The sequence below is a fragment of the Mycolicibacterium houstonense genome, assembly GCF_900078665.2.
In the GTDB taxonomy this organism is placed as follows: domain Bacteria; phylum Actinomycetota; class Actinomycetes; order Mycobacteriales; family Mycobacteriaceae; genus Mycobacterium; species Mycobacterium houstonense.
In genome coordinates this window covers 954,735-978,204 of the sequence record NZ_LT546207.1, presented here as the reverse complement: position 1 = coordinate 978,204, position 23,470 = coordinate 954,735, and the positions used below count along the sequence as shown (strand labels likewise).

The window sequence follows — 23,470 nt, the reverse complement described above, 5'->3', positions numbered from 1 at the left end:
CCGCACCGGTGCTCACGGAAATCAGGGTGACCGAAGCGTGGCCAGCGCGTGGGAAAACAGTTCGTCGGCCGGTGTCGTGTCGATGTCACCAATTCGCCCCGGGTTGATCCGGCCGATGAAAGTGACAGTGACCGAGTGCAGGTCGTCGAGCAGTACCCGGTAGACGTAGCGGACGGTATCGATGCTGGGTCCGTTGCCATCGGTGATCGTGTAACGGGCCCGCACGGCTTGGCTCGATTTGACCGCTACTCCTTCCGGGGTCGGAGGCAGCGAAATCGGGCCGGTGAAGCCCTGAATGAGGCCGGCCCGGTAGAACACCACCGCGTCGCAGTGTGGCGGCGAAACCCGGAGCGGAATGGGCTGGGAAGACACCAGGGCGGTAATTTCCAGCAGGCGGTCGGAAGTTATTCCGGTGAGGCTGGCGACGATGGCCCCGGCTGGCGGCGATGCGCCGACGGCTTGCTCGGCCGGGTTGGCGCAATATGCCGGGATAACGGTAGCCCCGCGCGTCAACGACTCCGGCCTGCGAAGAGACTGTTCGGTCACGTCAGTGGTGTCGGCAGAGGTCAGGTGGAACCCTGAGGGAAACTGGCCGGCCAGATCCACCAACTTGATCAGCCACTGATCGTCAGCAGCCGTGGAAGCCCCCTTGATATGACTGTTCAGCTCCCAGCCTGCTGCTCCTGAGACGGAGGCCACGGCAATCGTCGTCGTGGCGAGCAACACGAGGCCTCTCCGAGATGTGCGGTGCTCATTTGCTGCCATGGGCAGAGCACGTTTCAGGAACTCCCCTGGCACGCCGCGGTGCGCGCGCGGACCAAGCTTGTGCCGCACCTTTTGCCACTGCTTCTTCGGGTACCTCGATCGCGGCATGCCACTTGACTACCCCTCTCCTGCTGCGCAGCGACAGGGCCGAAAGTCCTGATGTCGCAATCACACCGGTCTCCCCCGGCAAATGCGAGCAATGACAAAAGTCCCTACCAACGCTTCCCTGCGATCCGTTGAATGAAACTGCAAGTTACAGTTACGAACTCAGGAGTGATCTTGTCGAAGAACTCGGACGATCTGCGATTGCTGCATGAGTTGGAACCGGTGGCGGAGCGCCTGCTCAACAGACATCTGTCGATGATGAAGGAATGGAACCCTCACGACTACATTCCGTGGTCGGACGGCAAGAACTACTACGCCCTGGGCGGGCAGGATTGGCACCCCGAGCAGTCACAGTTGTCGGAGGTCGCCCGGCTCGCCCTAATGGTCAACCTACTCACGGAAGACAACCTGCCTTCGTATCACCGTGAAATCGCGATGAATATGGGCATGGACGGCGCCTGGGGACAGTGGGTCAACCGCTGGACCGCCGAAGAGAACCGGCACAGCGTGGCGCTCCGCGACTACCTCGTGGTGACGCGTGCCGCCGACCCGATCGAACTCGAAGAACTGCGTGTTGAACAGATCACCCGAGGCTTCTCCCCCGGCCAGAACCAGCAGGGCAACCTGTTCGCCGACAGTCTTCTCGACTCCGTCCTGTATGTGAGCTTCCAGGAACTGGCTACCCGGGTTTCACACCGCAACACCGGCAAGGCCTGCAATGATCCAATTGCCGATCAACTGATGCAACGAGTTTCGGCTGACGAGAACTTGCACATGCTGTTCTACCGCGACATCTCGGCGGCGGGCTTCGAACTGGCCCCGAATCAAGCGATCGCGTCGGTCTACCGGATCCTCGACAACTTCACTATGCCGGGCTACACCATTCCATCGTTTCGCCGCAAGGCAGTGACCATTGCGGTGGGTGGGATTTACGACCCGCGCGTTCACCTGGAGGAGATCGTGATGCCTCAGCTCAGGAAGTGGCGCATCTTCGAACGCGAAGATTTCACCGGTGAAGGAGCGCGCGCCCGGGATGATCTGGGTGCCTTGGTTGAGAAGCTCGAAGAATCCTGCGTCAAGTTCGACGCCGCCAAGGAGCGCAGGCTCAGCCGGGTAGCTCGCAAGGCCGAGAGACTTGCTTGACCGGCACGAGCTGGACAAGTATTTGAGCGGGCTGGAATGTGGTGCGCGAGTTGTGAATACCGTCGACTCGGGCGCCCTCGCTGAACGGGTTCGACGACTGTCGTTCACGCCTCGATCTACGCCAGTACGTGGGAAGTGTCAATCGTGCGACTCGTCGGTCATCCGATCCATGGTCGCCACGAGGCGTTCCGCGCTTCAGCGCTGCTTCCCCTTGAACCCTCCGCTGTCGCTTTTCAGCAGGCGTAGCTCGTCGTCCCATTTTCGAAAACGCAGACGCATCAGCCACTGCTGCGCCAAGGATGCTGCCAGACCAATCACACCAATAGATATCAGCCACACGGCAACTCCGACGGTCACCGCGTCTACGCCGGCTTGCCACTGAGGGGGTGGCGGGGGCACTTGCCGCCCGGTGGGATCGACCAGGATGTCGACCTCATCTCCCGCTTCCGCCGGCCGCGTCAGCACGATGGATCCAGAACGCTCTCCGGATGGGGTTGTCCAGCGAGCCGCCGTTTCGAACCGCCTCCCGGTTCCCCCGGCGGTCTCCTTGCTTCGCGCCGTCACGCGGGCCTGCACTGTGTGGCGAGTGGCGGCCTGCTCGGCATATAGGTGAGATCTGCTGTCGTGGACGGCGGTGCTGATCGCAGCAGTTGCTGCCGTGGCGGTCAGGATCAGAACGATGACCAGGATGGCACCGACTGCCTCTGCTCGATCGGTCAGCCGAATTATCGGATTGGCCCCCAGTGCCCGCACGATCCAACAACGTCCGGCGCCGAAGGTGAAGTGCATCAACCGAAACCTCCTTGTGTCGAATCCCGGGTTTTCTATCGTGCAGACGGCCGCAGCACCAGCGCCAGGGCATAAAGACCGCTCCATGCGCCAATTCTTGGTGACCTTTGTCATCAGTTCGAAGGACGAAAGCCTCTATGCCGCAGGGCTGTTCCGTCCAGATGCACTGATTTTCGCACGTTCTCCCGGCCGAGACTGGCCGCGACGCCAGACCGGAAGGGGCGAAAGTGCCTGATTCTCAGGGGGTTGGACCTGTTCTGGCGGTTACCGTGCCGCGGCCCAGGGCGGCACGGCGGCATCACTCGATTGGGGACTTATGGCCCTTCCTCGCCGGGACTGAGCGAGAAACAGTGGTAGCCAACCGGACACCTGGTGGGAAGCGCAGATCGTCGGTGCGTGGGTGTGGGTATCGAGAGGAGATTTGTTAGTGACTGCCGAAGCCCCTCCAATCGGAGAACTCGAGGCGCGCCGTCCGTTCCCCGAACGGACAGGCCCCAAGGGCAACCTGATCTACAAGCTCATCACCACAACCGATCACAAACTGATCGGCATCATGTACTGCGTCACCTGCTTCACCTTCTTCGGGATCGGCGGCGTGATGGCACTTCTGATGCGCACCGAGCTGACCGAACCCGGAATGCAGTTCTTGTCCAATGAGCAGTTCAACCAGCTGTTCACCATGCACGGCACGGTGATGCTGCTGTTCTACGCCACCCCGATCGTGTTCGGGTTCGCCAATCTCATCCTACCGCTGCAAATCGGCGCACCCGACGTAGCATTCCCGCGGCTGAACTCCCTGTCGTACTGGCTGTTCCTGTTCGGCGCACTGATCGCCCTGGGCGGCTTCATCACCCCGGGTGGCGCGGCCGACTTCGGCTGGACCGCCTACACGCCGCTGAGCGATGCGATCCACTCCCCCGGAGTCGGCGCGGACCTGTGGATCCTGGGAATCGCGGTTGGCGGTCTGGGCACCATTCTCGGCGCGGTCAACATGATTACGACGGTGGTCTGCATGCGCGCACCGGGGATGACCATGTTCCGGATGCCGATCTTCACGTGGAACATCCTGATCACCTCCATGCTGGTGGTGATCGTGTTCCCGCTGCTGACCGCCGCGATGTTCGGTCTGGCCGCCGACCGCCGGCTCGGCGCCCACATCTACGACCCGGCCAACGGCGGCCTCATGCTCTTCCAACACCTGTTCTGGTTCTTCGGTCACCCCGAGGTGTACGTCCTGGCCCTGCCGTTCTTCGGGGTCGTATCCGAGATCATTCCGGTGTTCAGCCGCAAGCCGATCTTCGGTTACACCACCCTGGTCTACGCCACCATCAGCATCGCTGCCCTGTCGGTTGCCGTGTGGGCGCACCACATGTACGCCACCGGTGCGGTGCTGCTGCCGTTCTTCTCCTTCATGACGTTCCTGATCGCCGTTCCGACCGGCATCAAGTTCTTCAACTGGATCGGAACGATGTGGCGCGGCCAACTCACCTTCGAATCCCCGATGTTGTTTTCGATCGGCTTTCTGGTTACCTTCCTGCTGGGCGGTCTGTCGGGCGTGCTGCTGGCCAGTCCGCCGATCGACTTCCACGTCACCGAGACCTATTTCGTGGTGGCGCACTTCCACTACACCCTGTTCGGCACCATCGTGTTCGCCACCTACGCCGGTGTGTACTTCTGGTTCCCGAAGATGACCGGACGCCTGCTCGACGAGCGCCTGGCCAAAGTCCACTTCTGGCTGACCTTCATCGGCTTCCATGCGACGTTCCTGGTGCAGCACTGGGTCGGTGACGAGGGCATGCCGCGTCGGTACGCCGACTACCTGCCCACCGACGGCTTCACCGCACTCAACGTGGTGTCCACCATCGGATCGTTCATCCTCGGTGTCTCGGTCTTGCCGTTCGTGTGGAACGTGTTCAAGAGCTGGCGCTACGGCGAGCCGGTCACAGTCGACGACCCCTGGGGCCACGGCAACTCGCTGGAGTGGGCGACCTCCTGCCCGCCGCCGCGGCACAACTTCACCGAGCTGCCCCGGATCCGTTCCGAGCGCCCGGCGTTCGAGCTGCACTACCCGCACATGGTCGAGCGGATGCGCACCGAAGCCCACGTCGGCCACAACCCGGACTGATGACCACACCGAGCGCGGACGAGCCGATCACGGAGCCTCTGGAAGCGATCAACTGGAACGACGTGACCGACTCCAGGGACGTCGAAGTATGGAATCGGTTGACAGCCAACTTCTGGCTCCCCGAGAAAGTGCCGTTGTCCAATGACCTGGCGAGCTGGAGCAGCCTCAGTGAAGCCCAGCAGCTGCTTACGGTACGGGTGTTCACCGGCCTCACACTGCTGGACACCATGCAGGGAACCGTGGGTTGCATTGAGATGCTCGCAGATTCGTTGACCCCACACGAAGAGGCCGTCTACACGAACATGGCGTTCATGGAGTCGGTTCATGCCAAGAGTTACAGCTCCATCTTCTCAACCCTGTGCTCGACACGGGAGATCTCCGAAGCGTTCGCCTGGTCACGCAGCAATCTCTACCTGCAGCGCAAAGCTCATATCGTGCACGATTACTACCGCGGCGACGACCCACTGAAAAAGAAGATCAGCTCGGTCATGCTGGAGTCGTTCATGTTCTACAGCGGCTTTTACTTGCCGCTGCATTGGGCAGCCCGTTCGATCCTTCCCAATACCGCTGACATCATCCGGTTGATCATTCGCGACGAGGCCGTGCACGGGCACTACATCGGCTACAAGTTCCAACGCGGATTCCACAACGAAACGACCGCGCGGCAGAACGAACTGCGCGATTTCGCCTACGCCATGCTCACAGAACTCTACGAAAACGAAACCGACTACGCCCACTATCTCTACGACCCGCTGGGGATGACAGAACCAGTCCTGCCCTACATGCGCTACAACGCCAACAAGGCACTCGCCAATCTTGGCTTCGATCCGCTGTTCGCGCCTGGCGACAGCCAAGTTCCCGCGGAAATCCTGTCCGCGCTCGATCCCGGTGCAGCCGAGAACCACGACTTTTTCTCTGGCAGCGGTAACGCGTATGTCATCGGCACCGGAGTCACCACCACCGACGACGACTGGAACTGGTAGCACTACCCACCTGGCAACGGTGTCGCGAAACAAGAACGCGCCCATGGGGATTTCGTACCGTACGACATCGGCGCCGAGGCATGCATCACCCGCCGCCCGAAAATGCCGGCCTGCTGGGCGCGGTGACGATCAGCGCCAGCGTGGGCTGATCACAATGTGGTCCGCCTGAGTTCGTGGCCCTTGGTGGTGAGGCATTTGCCGTTGTCGAGGTTCCATTGCCAGCCGTGCAGGTTGCAGGTGAGGGTGTTTCCTTCGACGACACCGAATTTGGACAGGTCGGCTTTGAGGTGTGGGCAGCGGCGCTGGATTTCCCAGCCGTCGAGGGTGATCGAGGAGGAATCGTCGTGGGCCTCGGCGAACCAGCCGTCGGCGTAGGCGATGCGTTCATCGGTTAGGCATTTGAAGAATGTGTAGAGGTATTCGTTGTATCCGCCGACCCGCCAGGCCTTGAACCGGGTGGACAGGAAGATGGTGTTGACCCAGTCGGGTTCGTTGTCGCGCAGCACGGTGCGCACCAGTTCGGGGGCGATCTGGAAGCCGTAGCGGAACTTCTCGTCGGCGATGGCCTCGCGCACCACGCGTTTGGGGAAGTCCAGCACCACCGTCTCGGCGCCGATGCGCAGCTCCACGGGGTAGCCGATGCCGTCGCAGATCTGGTCGGTCTGGCTCATGATCGGCTCGAACAAGGCGCGCAGCCCGGGCAGCAGCGGCTCGCCGGTGGCCGGGGCCCAGCCGGCTTTCTGCGCGGCCAGCACCGGGGCCATCCGCTGGGCGAAGTCCTCGATGTAGGCCGCCTTGCCGGTGGTGAAGATCTGTTCGGGGTCCTCGACCGGGTGGGTCAGTGAATCCAGGTGTGAGCCGGTGAAATCGGCGGTGGAACCGGGCACCATCAGCAGCCCGCCGTCGTGGCCGTGGCGGCGCATCTGGTCCAGGAACACCACCTGGTCGGGGAAGATGTTGGCCGGATCGTCGTGATCGTCGTTGAGGTCACGCAGTTCGGGGTCCAAAAAGCACGGCGGGCCGGCCGAGGGGATCACCCACGTCGCCCCGACCTGGGCGATGTATTGGCGGCAGCGGTCCATCTGGCGCTGACGTTTCTGGATGCCGAAGGCCTGCTTGGCCCGGGCCGGCATGTCGTAGACCATCGGGTACCAGATCGCCCCGGAGTACTGCAGCATGTGCACGTCGATCTGGCCGAAGTCGGCGTGCAGCATGTCCAGATCGACCGGGCGGGCGTCGTTCATGTTGAAAACGGTGGTGACGCCATCGGATACCACCAGGCCCGAATCGCCGATCGGGCCGTCGGCGGGGGCGCGCAGCGCGATGATCATCACCTCGAGATCGCCCTTGGGGCCGGTCACGGTGTGTTTGACCGAGTCGGTGGTCTCGAAGAACCGGTGAAAGCCCAGCTTTTCCAGCTCGCGTTGCAGATCGGGCACCGGGTAGTCGGGCAGCAGCACCACCGCGTCCTTGTTGACGTGGCGGCGCAGGTTCTCCGGGTCGAAGTGGTCCTTGTGCAGGTGCGAGACGTAGAGGTAGTCGACATCGCCCAGGGCATCCCAATCCAGACCGGTGTTGTCCGGGAACGGGAACCACGAGGCGAAGTAGGCCGGGTTCACCCACGGGTCGCACAGGATGCTGCCCGCCAGGGTATCGATCCGGAAACCGGCATGTCCGATGCTGGTGACCTGCACAAACGGCCTTTCTATGTAATCTGGGCGAAATCGTCGGGCGCCCAGCGTCTTCCGCCTCCCAGCGTTTGAGCTCAGCGTCGAGAGAACGGCAGCCGCGCACCATTCAGCTGGACCACGGCTGCGGACTCCCCCACATTCTCGGACTGGGCGACGACTTTGCGGTGCGCCAATCACTATTGCCGTCGGCGCGTGGGCCAGAAAAGGGTCCTTGGTCCCTAGTTCGCCGCGCGAACCGTGAATCACCTTGCACAACAGCATGGTTCATCGCGGACGTTGCTGAAACGACTGCACGTCAATGAGGGCGGACCGCCGGCACGGGCCAGCGCGGTTGCCGCGCGAAGATCCGAACTAGGGACCTTCGTCCCTATTCGATGGTGACGACCTGCACTTAGCGTGGCAATCGATCGGGTTAAGGAACGTGTTCTCGTTTCCTATGAGGTGGCTGGAGGTGGCCGTATTGACGAACGAGTCGACTGGTGCCGCGGTGCGTGAGATCGCTGTCGGTACGGCGCCGGCGCGATTTGCCCGGGGCTGGCACTGTCTCGGAATGTTGTCGGATTTCGTCGATGGCAAGCCGCACTCGATCACCGCGTTCGGAACGAAGTTGGTCGTCTTCGCCGACAGTGAGGGTGCGGTGCACGTCCTTGACGCGTACTGCCGACATCTTGGTGGCGATCTGTCACAAGGCGAGGTAAAGGGCGACGCCGTCGCATGTCCTTTCCACGATTGGAGGTGGGCCGGCAATGGCCGTTGTACCCAGGTCCCGTATGCGAAGCGTGCTCCCCGACTTGCTCGTACACGTGTGTGGGTATCGAGTGTCCGTGCAGGTCTCTTGTTCGTCTGGCATGACCCCGAGGGCAACGCACCGTCGCCGCATCTGGACATCCCCGACATTCCGGAATTTCGTGATGAGGGTTGGACGGAATGGTCCTGGCGCACTGAGCTCATCGGCTCCAACTGTCGAGAGATCGTCGACAACATCGTCGATATGGCGCACTTCTACTACATCCACTTCGGGTTTCCGACGTATTTCAAGAATGTCTTCGAAGGTCAGGTAGCGTCCCAGTACCTTCGGACGATCGGCAGGCCCGACGTCAACCTGGGCGGTTCGCACTATGCGGGCGAGCAGATCCTCGATTCCGAAGCGTCCTACTTCGGGCCGTCGTTCATGATCAACCGGCTGCACAACAGTTACAGCGGATACGAAGTCGAAGCGATCCTGGTCAACTGCCACTATCCCGTGACACCGGACTCGTTTGTGCTGCAATGGGGAATCATGGTTCGCCGTCCACAAGGGCTGAGCGATGAGGCCACCGACATGCTGTTGCGGGCGTTCACCGACGGCGTCAGCCGTGGTTTCCTGCAGGACGTCGAGATCTGGAAGAACAAGACCCGCATCGACAATCCGCTACTCGTGGAAGAGGACGGGCCGGTCTATCAGCTGCGACGATGGTATGAACAGTTCTACGTCGACGCCGCCGATGTCACTCCAGAGATGACCGACCGGTTCGAGTACGAGGTCGACACCACGGCGGCCAATGAGTACTGGCGCACGGAAGTCTCGGAAACCCTTCGGAAACGCGAAACATCGACCGTGGCCGTTCCCGATCGGCGGTAGGTCGAATCGGTTCGTCCGTTCGACGCCCAATTCATTTCAGCCCATTTGTCCGTCGATCAGCTCAGCCCTGGGAGGGCAGTTCAGTGATTTCACACAACCACAGCAATATTCACGCGATCCGCGACACCCAGACAGTTCTCGACGGCGTCGATGAACTGCTGCCGCGACTGCGGGAGCGTGCGCAAGCCACCGAAAACCTGCGCTCGATCCCCGACCAGTCCTTGACGGAACTCGAAGAGATCGGGTTCTTCAGGCTCCTGCAGCCGGAACAGTGGGGCGGCCTGCAGTGCGATCCCACCGTTTACTGCGAAGCGGTCCGGCGGCTAGCAAGCGCCTGCGGTTCCACCGGCTGGGTGGCCGGCATCCTCGCCGTGCACAACTGGCACCTGGCGCTGTTCGAACAGCGAGCCCAGGAAGACGTCTGGGGTGACGACGTGTCTGCGCGCGTGTCCTCTTCCTACGCTCCGATGGGCTCGGGCCAGGCGGTCGACGGAGGCTATCTTGTCAGCGGCGAGTGGAAATGGTCGTCCGGCTGTAAGCATGCCGACTGGACTTTCGTCGGAGGCCCGGTCATCAAGGACGGCCGCCCGGTCGACTTCGGCAGCTTCCTCATTCCGCGTACCGACTATGCGATCGACGATGTCTGGAATGTGGTCGGCTTGCGCGGCACGGGCAGCAACACCCTCCTCATCGATGAGGTATTTGTACCCGAGCACCGCTTCCTGTCCTTCAAAGCGATGAACGACGGTACGGCGCGCGGGTATGAGACCAACACCGCACCGGTATACAAGATGCCCTGGGGCACGGTTCATCCCACCACCATCTCAACGCCCATCGTGGGCATGGCCTACGGTGCCTACGACGCCCACGTCGAGCACCAGGGCAGGCGGGTCCGCGCCGCCTACGTCAACGAGAAAGCCCAGGACGATCCGTTCACCAAGATCCGGATTGCCGAGGCGGCCAGCGACATCGACGCCGCCTGGCGACAGTTGACGGGCAACGTCGCCGACGAGTACGCGCTACTGCTGTCCGGCAAGGAGATCCCGTTCGCACTGCGGGCCCGTGCCCGCCGCGATCAGGTGCGCGCTACCGGCCGCGCCATCGCATCGATCGACCGGCTCTTCGAGGCCTCCGGCGCTTCTGCGCTGTCTAATGATGCTCCGGTGCAGCGCTTTTGGCGTGATGCGCACGCTGGTCGAGTCCACGCGGCCAACGACCCCGAGCGTGCCTACCTGATCTTCGGCAACCACGAGTTCGGCCTGCCCTCGGCCGACACGATGGTTTGATCGATGACCGGGTCAACGGCGGCCGGTCGCTGGGCTACCTGCACATCGCGGCCACCGACTTCGCGGTCCTGGCGCGAGTTTCGGGTTGAAGGTTCTCCGCATGGTCGAAGACGGCCGCCCCGTCGACGATCGCCAGTGAGTGGTGCGGGACTCCACCGCTGTCAGCCTCTGGGGTCACGACTTCGGTATCGCCGCGGCTCCTGATGTCCGCGCGGCTCACTAGTGGTCTGCACGTTTGCCTGACTGCTCAAGGATGCTGCTGCGTTCGTCGGATGTCGTTCCTCCCCAGACCCCGTAGGGCTCGGCGTATTCGAGCGACTGTGTGAGGCAGGTGATTCTGACGGGACACGACTGGCAGATCGCCTTCGCCTGGGCCACGCGTCGTCGCCGCGCTGCGGCTCTTTCGCGGTCGGGACCGTAGAACACCATGGGGTCGACACCGCGGCAGCTACCTCGGGAACGCCAATCGAGGGACGCTGCCGCAGGCGCGTGAGATTCTGGGGGCACCTCTCCCCCGCATACGTCAGCCAGTTCGACAAGGCGAGGCTCACGATGCGGGGCGGAAAGGTGGCTCATGTGCACTCCTCTCGGAACTGCCGGTCGGATGGAACAATTCGACCACTGCGTCGCGGCCGCCACTAGAGGCGGAAGTCCCGACACCGAAGTGCCGGAGACTCGCCGGGCGTGATCGTTCAGCCTGCCGAAGGCGGCAGGGAACCCGCTGTCTGGGAGCCGGATTTGGTCGCAACCTTCTCGAACTCGAGGTTCCGATCGATCACGGGACCGTTGCGTAGCATGTCGACGTCGTGGTTGTAGTTCATCGACATCACCCACGGTCCGCGAACACCACGGCGGGGCATGTCGGCCAGAGCCCGCTGAACATATCCGGCCCCGAAGTCCAGCAAGGGAAGGGTTTCCACCTCAGGATCGGCGACGGGGTACACCATGTCGTAGCCGTAGGCGTCCATGTAGCGAAGGATGCGGCAGAAGTGTTCGCACAGCAGATCGATCTTCAGAGTCCACGACGAATTCGTGTAACCGAAAGCGAAGACGAAGTTCGGCACCCCCGACAACATCATTCCCTTATATGCGACGGTCTGTGGCACATCCACCGGCTGTCCGTCCACGGTGAGCGTCATCCCGCCAAACAACTGGATGTTCAAACCGGTTGCGGTGACGATGATGTCGGCTTCCAGCTCGCGGCCGGATTCCAGCAGGATGCCAGTCTCGGTGAACGTCGAGATGCGGTCGGTGACCACAGACGCGCTGCCGTCGGCGAGCACCGTGAACAGATCACCGTCCGGCACGGCGCACAACCGCTGATCCCACGGGTCATAGCGCGGATTGAAATGCTCATCGACCGGATACCCGGTGGGCAGCTTCCTGGCGTTGAACCACCGGATCACCGCCCGGGCCGCCCGGGGGTACTTCTGACAGAACGTATAAACGCCGCGCTGCTTGAGAATGTTCTTGCGTCGGGTCAGCGCATAACCCCGCTCTTCTCCCAATAATCGCTTGGCGGCGTTGGCAAACGCGTCCTTGGCGGGCACGGGCATCACATATGTCGGCGAACGCTGCAGCATGGTGACATGGCCCGCCGTGCCTGCCAACGCCGGCACCAGTGTCACCGCGGTGGCACCACTACCGATCACCACCACCTTCTTACCCGAGTAGTCCATACCCTCGGGCCAGTTCTGCGGATGCACGATCTGCCCGGTGAAACGCTCAGCGCCCTCGAAATGAGGCGTGTAACCCTGGTCGTAACGGTAATAGCCACCCCCGCAGAACAACCAGCTCGCCGATATCTGGATCAACTCTGGGTCCGAACCCTCGGCACCGGTCCGCTCGATGTCCACCGTCCAGCCCGCCGCGGCCGAATCCCACGCTGCGCCAAGCACCTTGTGGTGAAACCGAATGTGGTGGTCGATGCCGTTCTCGGCTACCGTCTCCCGGAGATAGTCCAGGATCTTGTCGGCGGTGGCGATCGCATACTCGTCACGCCACGGCTTGAACTGATAACCAAAGGTATGCAAATCCGAATCCGATCGAATCCCCGGATACCGGAACAAATCCCACGTTCCGCCCGTGGCCCCGCGCGCCTCCACGATTGCATAACTGCGGGCCGGATGTTCGCGCTGCAGATAATAGGCAGCGCCGATGCCCGAGATCCCAGCGCCGACAATCAACACATCGACATGCCCAGTAACGGTCATGTCAGGCTACCGGGATCAGGTGCTCGCGCTGCGGTTCGCTACGGTAGCGGCTCGGCGGCCCGTCGATCTTGCAGATGCGCCACATCAGCTTGGCGATCGGGTTCATCAGGCCGGTGTCGTGGCAGAGCATCCGGACGTCGCCGAACATGTCGCGCAGTATCTTGCGGGATTCGGGCGAACCGAAGAACAGCTCCTTGCGCACCGAGCGCGGAATGTCGAATTCCTTCCAGAACGCGCGCGGCGGCACGATGATCGCCGAGCACAGGATGCGCATGACCAGCGGTACGTAGAGTGACAGCAGCAACCGCTGGTGCCAGCGCAGGTTGGGTACCCGCTTGTGCAGGTACTGGTGCGCGAAGGACATGTGCCGGGCCTCCTCGGCGACGTGAATCGCCATCACCCGTTCCATGATCGGATGCAGGGCCTTGCCCTCGCGCAGCACGTTCTTCTGCGTGTGGTCGATGGGCTCCTCGCCGGCGAGAATGCCGAAGAAGAACGGGATCGGCAGCGGCCCTGCGGTCAACGGGATCAGCGGCTGCAGCCACTTGAGCAAGCGCGGCATGCCGGGCACGTCCTTGCCGATGCGGTTCACCATCTCCTGGAACATCAGATTGTGGTTGCACTCCTCGATCGATTCGTGCAGGCAGTACCGGTATTCCGGCGAGCCGTTGGGCACCCAGAACGAGTACTCCATCAGCCCGCGGATCAGGATGTTCTCGAACTGCTCACCGACCTTGGCGACGTTGGCCTGACGCCACATGCCGATCTCGATCTGCCGCTCGACCGGCTGAGCCTGATACCAGTGATGAGCTCCGATCGGATCAGACACCGGCAAGATCCACCGCGGGTCTTCCGCTTTGACGGCGAACGCCGGTGTCTCCCACTCGATGTCCTTGTAGGGGTTGAAGTTGCGCCGCACCGATCCTTCGGACAGCGTCGTCAGCAGATCGGCATACTCGATGTCATCGCCGACCTCCATGTTCTTGCGCCAGCGACTGATCGTTCTGGTCCGGGCCATTTATTCCAACCTCCCTACTGTCAGCGGTTTACATCTACCCGCTCCGTGTACACAAACGGTACCGGCGGTATCCCATTCCGCGGATAGGGCCGAAAGACCCTATTGGCAGCCACCCCGGTCAGGTGCTATGCCCATCTCGGCCACCGCAGGTCGGCGATGTTGAGGACCAAAGACCCTTCATTCGGTTTACCTGGGTGCGCCAGTCTGGGTGGGACGCGCTGGCTGAAAGGGCACGGGATCCGGCCCGGAATGACGCCGCCAGACGAAGCGCCGAGCAGTCGGATTGATCCGAATGTCAAGAGCACTGAACGGGGTTGGTTTCATCGCGACGTCGGTGCCGAGAAGAGATCGGAGTTCTATTGCCTGGGACGGCAACATCGACCGGCAGTTCCGCAAACATACTCGCCGGGATAGACGGATCGCCGTCAGCCCTCGACGCAGCCGTATGGGCGGCATATGAGGCGAAACGGCGGAACATCTCGGTGCGGCTGGTCCACATCGTTGATCCGCGTGAGGCAGAGACCGAGTTGGGCCCCTGGTCACGGCGCCGAATACTCAACTGCCTGGAGTCCAGGGCCGTCGACATGTTGTCTGAGGCCCGCCAGGAGATAGCGGCGGTGAGCCCGGAAGTAGCTGTTGAGACATCGTGGATTTCGGGCCGACCCCTGCCGATGCTGATTGCCCTGTCACGAGAGGCATTGCTGACGGTGGTGGGTTCGGGTCGCGCCGAAACGCGCGGAGCCGTCCATGCCGGATCGGTGGCGGTATCCGTGAGCGCGCACGGCTACGGCCCAGTCGTCGTTGTGCGGGGGTCACGAATCGAGTTTCAAGAACAACAGCGGCGCACAGTCGTAGTAGGCGTCGATAGCTCTGAGGCCGCCGACAACGCGACAGAGTGGGCATTCGCGGAGGCGGCACTGCGCGGCGCCGAGCTCACCGCCGTCTTCAGTTGCGGTGAGCTGCCCGCCAGCCTCACCGACCAGGTATCCGAACCACAATGGTGGCTGGAATACCAAGCGCAGCAGCGGCAATCGCTGGCCGAGCGCATCGCGCGATGGAGCGAACACCATCCCGAGGTTCTCGCCCATTGCGCAGTGACCACCGGCCGGACGGCGTGGGCCTTGATGCGCTGGGCACATGAAGCGCAACTGATCGTGGTTGGTAGTCGGGGCCGCAGCGAATTTGTGGGTGCAGTTTTGGGCTCGACCAGCCACGCGCTCATTCATCACGCACCGTGCCCGGTGATGATTGTGCCGTCGAGCGCCTCCTCTAACCGCAGCGGTCAGCCGTAAGGGTCCCAGGACACTACGTGCGGCGCGCCGAGGACGGCGGTGTCGCCGGATACCCGACGCTGGTCGACAGGACGCCCGACGCGATGCACCGAATCGACTGATCGCCAATTGCCGAGCGCGCGGCGCTTGTTTTGTCATCAGCATCGCTGCACCGCCCGAAGATGAGGAGCAGCGCGACAACCAGCAGCAACCACACCCACTTCGGTGCGCGATATTGAGCAATCAGGTACGCCTCTCGCTCTGGGGAGACCCCAGTTTGGATCAGCGCAGGCTTACCTTGAAAGGGTCACAAGGCCCTAGCTTCCCTCAACTCGGTCTGTGCATGCAGGAAGGCCATTTCTGCACCATTGCCCAAATACGCAGCAACGTAGGATCGTTGAGCGCTCCGCTTAGGGTCGAAAGTCCCTACGCAAGTAGCCCACCGGTAACCTAGGTTTGGTGGTGCTGCGGTTCGAATGGGTCAACGGGGGGCGCGACTGGGCCGAGGTTCAGATAGCCTCGGCCTCCCTAGCAGTCGGTCGCGCTGCCGCAGCCGCCCCGCTGAACTTCCGCAGCGGGGCGTCCCCTGTCCGGACGAGGCAAAGGTGGGTTCCTCGTACCCGGGTGAATGTCCTCCTCTTCACTGCGCCACCGCATATTGCTTACCGACCAGGAGGCCAGACAGCAGGAAGGATCCGACATGTCTGACTGTGCGCAACCCGCGTCCATCATCACGGCCGATCAGATCCAGCAAGAGCTTGCGCTGTTGGGCCGCCTGAAGAGTCGCGTCACGGGCACCGCCGAGCACGAGCGGCTCATCGCGCACATCGAGCAACAGCTCATTGTTGCCGGCCTCGACGTGCACAGCGACACGCTGTCGTTCACGCGGTGGGCGCCGGTGAGCACTAACAGTTCTGGGCTGCAGGTGGCCGGCACGCAGATACCCATCGCATCAGTGTTTCCCTACTCCGGGATCGCCGGACCAGACGGAACGACCGGAGTGCTGGTGTCGCTGGGTGGACCGGTCCCGGCGTGGAAGAGGGCACAGGGAAAGATCGCCGTGGTCGAGATTCGGAACTTCGGGCTCCCCTTTTCGGCGATCGTCGATACCTGGGGCAATGATGCGTCGTGGCCGGTGATGCGTAACCCCCTGATCGCGTCGACACTTGCCGGCCAGGGCCTGGCGCGTGCCCGCAAAGCAGGCGTCAAGGCGGTAATCTTCGTGTGGCGCAACATAAGTGACGACAACGCGCGTGGCCAGTACGTTCCGTTCACTTTCGATTATCAGGGCATCCCGGCTGTCTTTGTCAGCGGCGAGGCGGGCGAGGCGGTGCTCGCCGGCGCGCGAGCCGGCAAACAGGCGTGTGTGGTCCTCGACTACCGACTCATTCCCGAAGCCACGACGCGCACCATTTGGACGATCGTTGAGGGCAGTTCCCGGCCCGATGAGACAATCTTGATCGTCACCCACACCGACGGTGTCAACGCGGTCGAGGAGAACGGGCATATCGCCGCCGTGGCCATGGCCCGCGCCGCGGCGGTTGATCCGCCCGAGCGCACCACCGTCTTCGTCTTCACCTCCGGACACCTGCGAATCCCGGCCGTGACGTCAAAGGGACAAGCCACCACACGCTTCCTGAGCGACCATCCCGAGGTATGGGCCGGTGGCGTTGGTCAGCGGCGAGCCGTCGCAGGCCTTGCGGTCGAGCACCTCGGAGCACGAGAGTTCGTCGACGATCCAGACGCCAACGAGCTTCGAGCGACCGGGCGGATCGAGCCCGAACTGCTGTATGCAACCACCCCAGAACTCGCACACCTCGCGCGGCAGGAGTGGCGCAGCGACGACGGTGCTGTACCACGGATCTCCAAGCCCGGCCCGCTCATCCACTTCGGCGAGGGAGAACCGCTGCTGCACGCCGGCATACCGGCGATCTCACTGGTCACTGCACCGCAGTACCTGCTCGCCGAGAAAGCCGACGACGAGACGAATCTGGTCGACAACACGGCACTGCACCGCCAGATCGACAATTTCGAACGGATCTATCGACAGATCAGTTCCGAGCGCATTACCGACTTCGGGCAGGTGAACAACCCGACCGGCCTCGCACGACTACGGGGCGTCGCCTCACTGTTGACAACAGTGGCCGCAACCAAGTTGTCAGGTCTGCTACGCCGGTGACTTAGAGGGTGCAGGCGAACTTCCGAGCCAATCAGTTCAGGCGGATGCCATGCCGCTGCGCCCTGCGTTCCAGCCGCTTCTGCTCACGATGCAACGTCCTGCTGATATCCCGAAGATCGCGGATGTTCTCCTCGATGCGCTGACGTTTTTCAGCCAGCAGACGGGCTCCGTCGAGGCAGTCGATATCGCTGGAGCGGAGTCCGTCGAGCACCTGCCGAATCTCGGTCAACGAGAAACCAAGCGTTTGCATGCTCCTGAGTAATCTGATCTCTTTGACCAGAGATTCCGGATAGTCCCGGTAATTACCCGCGGTGCGCCGCACTTCTCCCAGTAGGCCCTGACGTTCGTAGTAACGCAGAGCGTGGCGACCGACGCCGGTATGCGCTTCCAGTTCACTGATTTTCATGGTGGATTTCACTTGACTGTAGAGCGGGGTCTACAGCTTAGCCTTCTGCCATCTGGTCGATGAGGAGGAATCATGTATCTGCTTGCCGATGTGGTTATCACCGTTGCGTGTTCACAGGTGAGAGCCTTTCATTTCGCGGCCAACCTGGAGAACTTCGCCGAATGGTTCCCCGGGGTCGTGACCATCGCCGCGAGTGACGAATTGCCCTTCGAGACGATCGGAAAGAGATACACGGAGACGGTATCGATGCCACTACGCGGAACCCGGTCGGTCACCATTCGGGTGACAGATGCCGTGGCGCCCCGGCGCATCGCTACCCACGGCGACCTGCGCCCGCTCCTGCCACGTATGGAGATGGATTTTGTTCACACCGGACCCGATACCTGCGAAGTGCAATGGCGCATGATGAGCCGCAATGAGAACCGTCTCGCAGCCCTTACCGTGTTGCCTGTTGCTGCAAGGGTGATGCGTCGACGAGCCAAGGCCGGGCTCCGCAATCTCAAATTGCACCTGGAGACTGAACACAGTGATATCGCTGGAGGACAACGGGTTGCGCCAGAACGACGATCCCGCTGACGGAGCTGACCTGCACTAGCCCGGCCCACTCAACCGCGGCGATGATCCGGGCCGGGCTCGGCGGCCGACACCGGGTCCGCATGGCGTAGCGGTGATAGCGTCGTCGATGAGATCGCAAGGGGTCGAGAGATGCACCGTCGAGCGGAACGGATGTGGCGGCGAGAGGTGCTGCCTTTCGCCCTGGCGGCCGCGATATCGGTGGTCGCGGTCGGCTGCGCCGTCGATGCCACACGGCCGATGGCCTCCGATGATGCCGTGACGCTCCTGCCGGTGCCGTCCGACATTCCGCCCGCTCCGTTGCCGAGTGACATTCCGCCGGTCCCGTTGCCGAGCGCAATCCCGAACGTAGAACTGCCCAATGAGATCCCGCGGGCGCCCCTGCCGGCAGAGGTACCGCACGTCGAGTTGCCCGCCGCGATTCCACAGATCCCATTGCCTTCCGCAATTCCGCCTATCCCCTTCCCGTGAGCCGTCGACCAACCAATCTCGTCGCTGTGACGGCATGTCTCCCGGCGAGACGTCACTTCACTCGTGTAGTCCCGCGGTGTTGACCTTCTCGTTGCGGCAACTTCTACCGTGGATGGTGGTGGTCGAGAGGAAGGTTGCAGGTCGGTGAGTTGGTCGATCCAGGAGACAGCTCGAATGTCCGGCGTGACGTCTCGGACGCTGCGCTACTACGACGAAATCGGGCTCTTGCGGCCGGCTCGGGTCGGTTCCAACGGGTACCGCTATTACGACCGGGAGCAGTTGTTGCGGCTGCAGCAGATTCTGTTGCTGCGCGAGCTCGGGCTGGATCTGACCACGATCGGAAAAGTGGTCGATGCACAACACGATCCGCTCGAAGCCTTGCGCCGGCATCACCTCAGGCTTCTCGACGAACGAGGCCGGTTGGACCGCCTGGTGGCCACGGTGGCCGCCACCATCAAGCACCTGGAGGAGGGAACCGACATGCCCGCAGAGCACATCTTCGAGGGATTCGAAATGAGTCGCGAGTACCTTGACGAACTGGAAGCTCGCCGCGTCGAAAGCACCGGCAGCACAGTGCAACCCGAGATTTCGGAGATCCGGGGAAACATCGCCGGATGGTCCGAAGCGGACTTCGAGGATTTCAACGCCGAGGGTGCCGATCTGACGCGGCGCATGCTGACGCTGTTGCGCGATGGTGTAGCCGCCGATGATGCGGAGACATTCGCAGTTCTCGATGACGATCTGGCCGTGCAGCGCAAGCTGTGGAGCCCCGACAAGGCCAGCTACATCGCCTTGGCCGAGGCGCTGCGGCAGCCTTCAGAACTGCGCTCCCACTATGACGCCCAGGATCCCCGGCTGGCCGAGTACCTGCGCGAAGCGATGCTCGCCTACGCCGAGCAAAGGATGCGATGATCACCGGACGCCACCCGCGCCCATACGGGCGGGCGGGGCGTGGGCGCTGAGATCAATCGCAGTCGGGAGTCAGAAACCACAGTTCTCCGATGGGCGGTAACCCCAAACGCTGCGCCACGCGTTGTGAGGACACATTGTCGACGGCGGTGCTGTAGTACAGGCGTGGAACCCGTTCGGCGCAGTGGTCTGCCCAGGCACCGACCACTGCGGCCGCCAGGCCCCGGCCACGGGCGTCGGGCAACGTCCATACACCTGCCTCGGCGCCGTGGGGCGACCATCGCGCGGTTTCGCAGATCGCCAACACTTGGTCGCCGTCGGTTGCCGCCGCCCAAGGGAAGGTGTTGGCCAGCATCCGTTCCCAGTCGGATTGGGTGCCCCAGTCGGACGCAATCTGCAACCGGTACGTGTCGGCATCGACGTCGGTGATCACACGAACCCCAACTGGTGGACTGACCGTCGCCGGCAGGGAACAGTCAAAGCTGACGGTGGCTTGGCGGCGTAGCGGTCCCGCCACCGGTGCCAGCACCGGGGAGAAGCTGTCCAACAGGGATTCTGCGAATTCGCCGGACAGGCTTGCAGCCACCGCCCGCACCTCGCGCCCAACGTTCCCCGGAAGGTTCGGTGCGACGTGAACGCACCACTCGTTGTCGGCGCGCGCAACCACCACGGGCGGCATCGGTTCGGCGCCAACGCTGTTGGCTCCCCAGACCACCTCGATCTCGGCGGCGAGTGACTCAAGCGCGGCGATCTCCGTGGACACCGCTGCAACGTATCCCGCGATCTCGCGGACGGTCCAGTGAATAACGTCGGCGCTCGAATCCGCCACCTGAACCGTTAGGAGAAAACTTCCACCCCGCTCGAAAACCAAAAGACATTAGCTCGACGCAGCTATTGGTATGCCAATTCGTGGGCCTGATATTCAGCGTTTGCACATCAGATCGACGTATGCGGTTGTATATCGCACCAGATTGTTCACTCGGCCGGTCGGACCTCGCTGCACCCACGAATGCTTGACGTCAGTGCCTTGCCGCACGGCGGTCACCGTGCATTGATCCATAGGTGCGTTACCGACCTTGTTCAGGATCACCCGGAATCCCTGGGCCTCAAGTTGATCGATTGTTGATTGCGCCGACATCTGTCCGGTCGGAGCTGCCGACGCCGGTGCAGCGGAGCACAATCCCAGCACGGCCGCAACTGAGGCAGCGCCGACGCTCCCCACCATCCTGCCGCTCGACAATTTGATTTCCTTTCCGATATTTTCCGGTGCATCCATTTTTTGGGGCACGGCTTTTAATCGAGTTTAGCGACGTTTGAAAATGTGGCCAGCAATTCATACCTGACGCATATCTACTGCCACACGAAACGCCTAGCCGGTTCAAACAAATTTCACATACGACCAACATTCGGCGGCGGCGCGCGGTGACATGACGACCAGGGATCGGCGCCCAGGTGAAGCGAATGCCGCGACACATTGGTGCGTCGGCACTGGTCATACCTCTGCGATACTGGCGACCGTTGGGAAGCCGGGGGGAGGTCGGCCGTGCGGAGAACCGATGGCATCGGACTGGTCTTGGCGACATCGATGATCGTGGTCGCCGGCTGTACGTCCGTGCAGGATGGGCACGCCGTGCGTGATCCGGCTCTGACCGCGAACGGTGACGGGGCCGTCGTCGCACTTCTCGATGCCGGCAATTACCCCACCAAGCCCGTCCCTCCGCTGGGAACCGCGGGCGGTCGTGGCCACGTCGTGGAGTCGCAGCGGATGGCGGAGTATCTCGTTCTGCCCGGCGACGTCGACAAGACGATCACAGCCCAGGGCAACCTCAACGGTCTCGGTACCGCCATACCGCTACCCACCGCGGCGCTCGTCGACGGATTCGTCACCAGCAATACCCAACGGATCCTTGAATCGCACGACTATGTCGCTGGATTCGCCGCGCAGCGATTCGGTCCGACGAAGGCGATGACGGTGATGGTCGCCCGTTTCCCGGATGCCTCGGCCGCCGCCGACGCGGCCCGTCAGATGGCCGCGGTGCCGGCCCCACACGGTTCACGCATCCGTGTCCCCATCCCCCGCCACCCCGAGGCGGCGGGCACCACATTCGACGCGGGAGACGGCGCCCATTACGCCGAGAGCTACATGCCGCACGGCCCCTACGTCCTGTACCAGTTCGTCAACTCCCAGGAATCTGTGGCCGCCGCCACTGACCTGGTGGCCGCCACGCTGGATCTACAGCTGCCGAGGATCGATGAGTTCACGCCGACGGATCCGGCGAAACTCAGTGAGCTTCCACTCGACCCCACGGGCATCTACGCCGCAACGCTGAGGCAGGACAGCGACGCGAAAGACTTCACTCACGGTGTCTACGGCCCGCGGGGTGGACTGGCCTATGAAGGCACCACCGCGTTCATGGACGCGCTTTACACCGACACCGGCGTCGATGCCGTCGTGCGAGGAACAACCGTCGTCTACCAGACCAAGGACATCGCGTCCGCGCGCCGGTTCACCGAAGCCCTGGTCAAAGCCGCCGACGAGGATCCGGAATTCACACCGATACCGCCGGTGCCCGGGCTGCCCCAATCTCATTGCTATGACGGAACAACCGGTCGTGGCGAGCCTGAGAACAAGATATTCCAATGCGTCGCCGGCGCCGGCCGTTATGCCTTCCGCGTGTTCTCCCGCCAGAAGCTCGACGTCGCCCACCGCACCGCGGCACAGTATCTGATGCTCGACTCGCGGCGCTGAGCCGCCGGCCGCTTCTCCTGAGATTCAGCGTGCGCCCGAACGGTTTTGGGTCGAGCAACTCAAGCCAAGGCGACCGCTTGGCGTGCCGGTTCACTCCGGTAGCGCGATGCCCGACCGTCAATTCGCAGCATCCGCCACAGGATCTTGGCGATCGGGTTCATCAGTCCGGTGTCGGCGGCCAGCATGCGCACGTCGCCGTAGATCTCACTGAGCATCGCCCTCGACTCGGGGGCCCGCCAGTAGATCTCCTTCTTCACCGATCGGGGGATGTCGAACTCGCGCCAGAAGGAACGCGGCGGCTTGGCGATGAGGGAGGCCGCCAGACGGAAGCTGAGCGGATAGATGATCGACAGCCCGAATCGGTTGAGCCGCCGCATCTCCGGGATCCGGCGACGCAGGAATTCGTGGGCGAACGAGATGTGCCGGGCTTCCTCGGCCACATGGATCGCCATCACGCGTTCCATGACGGGGTGTATCGGCTTGCCCTCGCGCAGAATGGATTTCTGCATGTGGTCAATCGGCTCCTCGCCGCACAGCACCATCATGAAGAAGAACACCGGCATCGGGCTCGCGAACAACGGCGGCAACCAGTGCATCCATCGGAGCCATCGCACCAGGCCAGGAACGTCCACGCCCGCGTGATTCACCATCTCCTGGAACATCAGGGTGTGGTTGCACTCCTCCACCGCCTCGTGCAGGCAATACCGGTATTCGGGGCTGCCGTTGGGCACCCAGAACGTGTAGTTCAGGATTCCCCGGATCAGCATGTTCTCGAACTGCAGCCCGGCCTTGGCGACATTGGCCTGACGCCACATCCCGATCGCGATCTGCTTCTCCAGCGGCTGCGCCTGGTACCACGGGCTCATCCCGATGGGATCACTGTCCGCCGCCAGTACCCAGCGCGGGTCGTTCTCGGTCACCGTGAACTCCGGCGAGTCCCACGGAATGTCGAGATAGGGATTGAAGTTGCGGCGCACCGAGCCCGCCGAGAGGGTCTCCAACCTCGTGCAGTAATCCGCGTCGTGGCTGACCTGCATCCCATCCCGCCACCGACGGACCGCCTTCGTTAATGCCATGACGTCGCTACTCCTCGGCAGTTGAGCACCCCGGCCCATTTATCGGGACAACGAGTCCCATTGGTTAAGGGTATGAGACACCCTGTCCCATACACCT

The 23,470-nt window shown here is 62.6% G+C and carries 21 protein-coding genes; 11 read left to right on the top strand and 10 right to left on the bottom strand.

From position 1 onward, the window contains the following. Positions 1-21 precede the first annotated feature (21 nt). Positions 22-726 (bottom strand): DUF5642 family protein, encoded by a 705-nt coding sequence (locus BN4332_RS04835; RefSeq protein ID WP_066897414.1) that lies wholly within the window; start codon positions 724-726, stop codon positions 22-24. Positions 727-1,005: 279 nt separating this feature from the next. On the opposite strand from BN4332_RS04835, the gene BN4332_RS04830 reads away from it, so the two are divergent. Next, positions 1,006-2,013 carry an acyl-ACP desaturase gene (locus tag BN4332_RS04830; RefSeq protein WP_096866834.1) on the top strand — a complete coding sequence of 336 codons (1,008 nt, stop codon included), beginning with the start codon at positions 1,006-1,008 and terminating at the stop codon, positions 2,011-2,013. Positions 2,014-2,208: 195 nt separating this feature from the next. On the opposite strand, the gene BN4332_RS04825 is transcribed toward BN4332_RS04830, so the two are convergent. Further along, on the bottom strand, positions 2,209-2,802 hold the full coding sequence (locus tag BN4332_RS04825) for an Rv1733c family protein (protein ID WP_066897413.1): 594 nt from the start codon (positions 2,800-2,802) through the stop codon (positions 2,209-2,211). A gap of 427 nt (positions 2,803-3,229) precedes the next feature. Between BN4332_RS04825 and ctaD the strand changes: the two genes are divergently transcribed. Both ctaD and nrdF read left to right on the top strand, forming a co-directional pair. Further along, positions 3,230-4,927, top strand: a complete 1,698-nt coding sequence (ctaD, locus tag BN4332_RS04820; protein WP_066897412.1) for an aa3-type cytochrome oxidase subunit I — start codon at positions 3,230-3,232, stop codon at positions 4,925-4,927. Further along, positions 4,927-5,910 carry a class 1b ribonucleoside-diphosphate reductase subunit beta gene (nrdF, locus tag BN4332_RS04815; RefSeq protein ID WP_066897411.1) on the top strand — a complete coding sequence of 328 codons (984 nt, stop codon included), beginning with the start codon at positions 4,927-4,929 and terminating at the stop codon, positions 5,908-5,910. The genes ctaD and nrdF overlap by 1 nt, the downstream gene beginning before the upstream one ends. A gap of 149 nt (positions 5,911-6,059) precedes the next feature. Here nrdF and BN4332_RS04810 read toward each other — a convergent pair whose 3' ends face one another. Continuing rightward, positions 6,060-7,604 carry a Rieske 2Fe-2S domain-containing protein gene (locus BN4332_RS04810; protein ID WP_066897410.1) on the bottom strand — a complete coding sequence of 515 codons (1,545 nt, stop codon included), beginning with the start codon at positions 7,602-7,604 and terminating at the stop codon, positions 6,060-6,062. Positions 7,605-8,037: 433 nt separating this feature from the next. On the opposite strand from BN4332_RS04810, the gene BN4332_RS04805 reads away from it, so the two are divergent. Further along, complete coding sequence (locus tag BN4332_RS04805; RefSeq protein WP_435405148.1) at positions 8,038-9,222, top strand: 3-ketosteroid-9-alpha-monooxygenase, oxygenase component; 1,185 nt, start codon at positions 8,038-8,040, stop codon at positions 9,220-9,222. Between the two features lie 107 nt (positions 9,223-9,329). After that, positions 9,330-10,508, top strand: a complete 1,179-nt coding sequence (gene hsaA / locus BN4332_RS04800; RefSeq protein ID WP_066897487.1) for a 3-hydroxy-9,10-secoandrosta-1,3,5(10)-triene-9,17-dione monooxygenase oxygenase subunit — start codon at positions 9,330-9,332, stop codon at positions 10,506-10,508. A gap of 219 nt (positions 10,509-10,727) precedes the next feature. Here hsaA and BN4332_RS34850 read toward each other — a convergent pair whose 3' ends face one another. The 3 genes from BN4332_RS34850 to BN4332_RS04785 form a co-directional block, all read right to left on the bottom strand. Next, a complete protein-coding gene (locus BN4332_RS34850; protein WP_084459179.1) occupies positions 10,728-11,084 on the bottom strand; it encodes a WhiB family transcriptional regulator in 357 nt (118 codons plus the stop codon). Positions 11,085-11,200: 116 nt separating this feature from the next. After that, positions 11,201-12,721, bottom strand: coding sequence for a flavin-containing monooxygenase (locus BN4332_RS04790; RefSeq protein WP_066897409.1), 1,521 nt, complete (start codon positions 12,719-12,721; stop codon positions 11,201-11,203). Between the two features lies 1 nt (position 12,722). After that, a complete protein-coding gene (locus BN4332_RS04785) occupies positions 12,723-13,739 on the bottom strand; it encodes an AurF N-oxygenase family protein (protein WP_066897408.1) in 1,017 nt (338 codons plus the stop codon). 314 nt (positions 13,740-14,053) lie between these two features. Here BN4332_RS04785 and BN4332_RS04780 point away from each other — a divergent pair, with 314 nt between their 5' ends. Further along, entirely contained in the window at positions 14,054-15,031 is a 978-nt protein-coding gene (locus BN4332_RS04780; RefSeq protein WP_084459172.1) for a universal stress protein, read from the top strand. A gap of 679 nt (positions 15,032-15,710) precedes the next feature. Beyond that, positions 15,711-17,189, top strand: coding sequence for a zinc-binding metallopeptidase family protein (locus BN4332_RS04775; protein WP_066897406.1), 1,479 nt, complete (start codon positions 15,711-15,713; stop codon positions 17,187-17,189). Positions 17,190-17,220: 31 nt separating this feature from the next. Here BN4332_RS04775 and BN4332_RS04770 read toward each other — a convergent pair whose 3' ends face one another. Then, on the bottom strand, positions 17,221-17,607 hold the full coding sequence (locus BN4332_RS04770; RefSeq protein WP_235654016.1) for a MerR family transcriptional regulator: 387 nt from the start codon (positions 17,605-17,607) through the stop codon (positions 17,221-17,223). Positions 17,608-17,667: 60 nt separating this feature from the next. Here BN4332_RS04770 and BN4332_RS04765 point away from each other — a divergent pair, with 60 nt between their 5' ends. The 3 genes from BN4332_RS04765 to BN4332_RS04755 all read left to right on the top strand — a co-directional run bounded on the left by BN4332_RS04765 (position 17,668) and on the right by BN4332_RS04755 (position 19,551). Beyond that, a complete protein-coding gene (locus tag BN4332_RS04765; protein ID WP_074132971.1) occupies positions 17,668-18,171 on the top strand; it encodes an SRPBCC family protein in 504 nt (167 codons plus the stop codon). Between the two features lie 129 nt (positions 18,172-18,300). Continuing rightward, positions 18,301-18,639, top strand: coding sequence for a hypothetical protein (locus tag BN4332_RS04760; RefSeq protein ID WP_235654015.1), 339 nt, complete (start codon positions 18,301-18,303; stop codon positions 18,637-18,639). A gap of 108 nt (positions 18,640-18,747) precedes the next feature. Further along, entirely contained in the window at positions 18,748-19,551 is an 804-nt protein-coding gene (locus BN4332_RS04755) for a MerR family transcriptional regulator (protein WP_308208427.1), read from the top strand. 52 nt (positions 19,552-19,603) lie between these two features. Here BN4332_RS04755 and BN4332_RS04750 read toward each other — a convergent pair whose 3' ends face one another. Together BN4332_RS04750 and BN4332_RS04745 are read right to left on the bottom strand one after the other, a co-directional pair. Then, positions 19,604-20,311, bottom strand: coding sequence for a GNAT family N-acetyltransferase (locus tag BN4332_RS04750; protein WP_160110805.1), 708 nt, complete (start codon positions 20,309-20,311; stop codon positions 19,604-19,606). 159 nt (positions 20,312-20,470) lie between these two features. Then, positions 20,471-20,824: a hypothetical protein gene (locus BN4332_RS04745; protein WP_235654014.1), complete on the bottom strand. Its 354-nt coding sequence runs from the start codon at positions 20,822-20,824 to the stop codon at positions 20,471-20,473. A 267-nt stretch (positions 20,825-21,091) separates the two neighbouring features. On the opposite strand from BN4332_RS04745, the gene BN4332_RS04740 reads away from it, so the two are divergent. Further along, positions 21,092-22,297, top strand: a complete 1,206-nt coding sequence (locus BN4332_RS04740; protein WP_066897403.1) for a DUF7373 family lipoprotein — start codon at positions 21,092-21,094, stop codon at positions 22,295-22,297. 59 nt (positions 22,298-22,356) lie between these two features. Here the strand turns inward: BN4332_RS04740 and BN4332_RS04735 are convergent, their stop codons facing one another. Continuing rightward, positions 22,357-23,373 (bottom strand): AurF N-oxygenase family protein, encoded by a 1,017-nt coding sequence (locus BN4332_RS04735; protein ID WP_074132969.1) that lies wholly within the window; start codon positions 23,371-23,373, stop codon positions 22,357-22,359. Between the last annotated feature and the right edge of the window lie 97 nt (positions 23,374-23,470).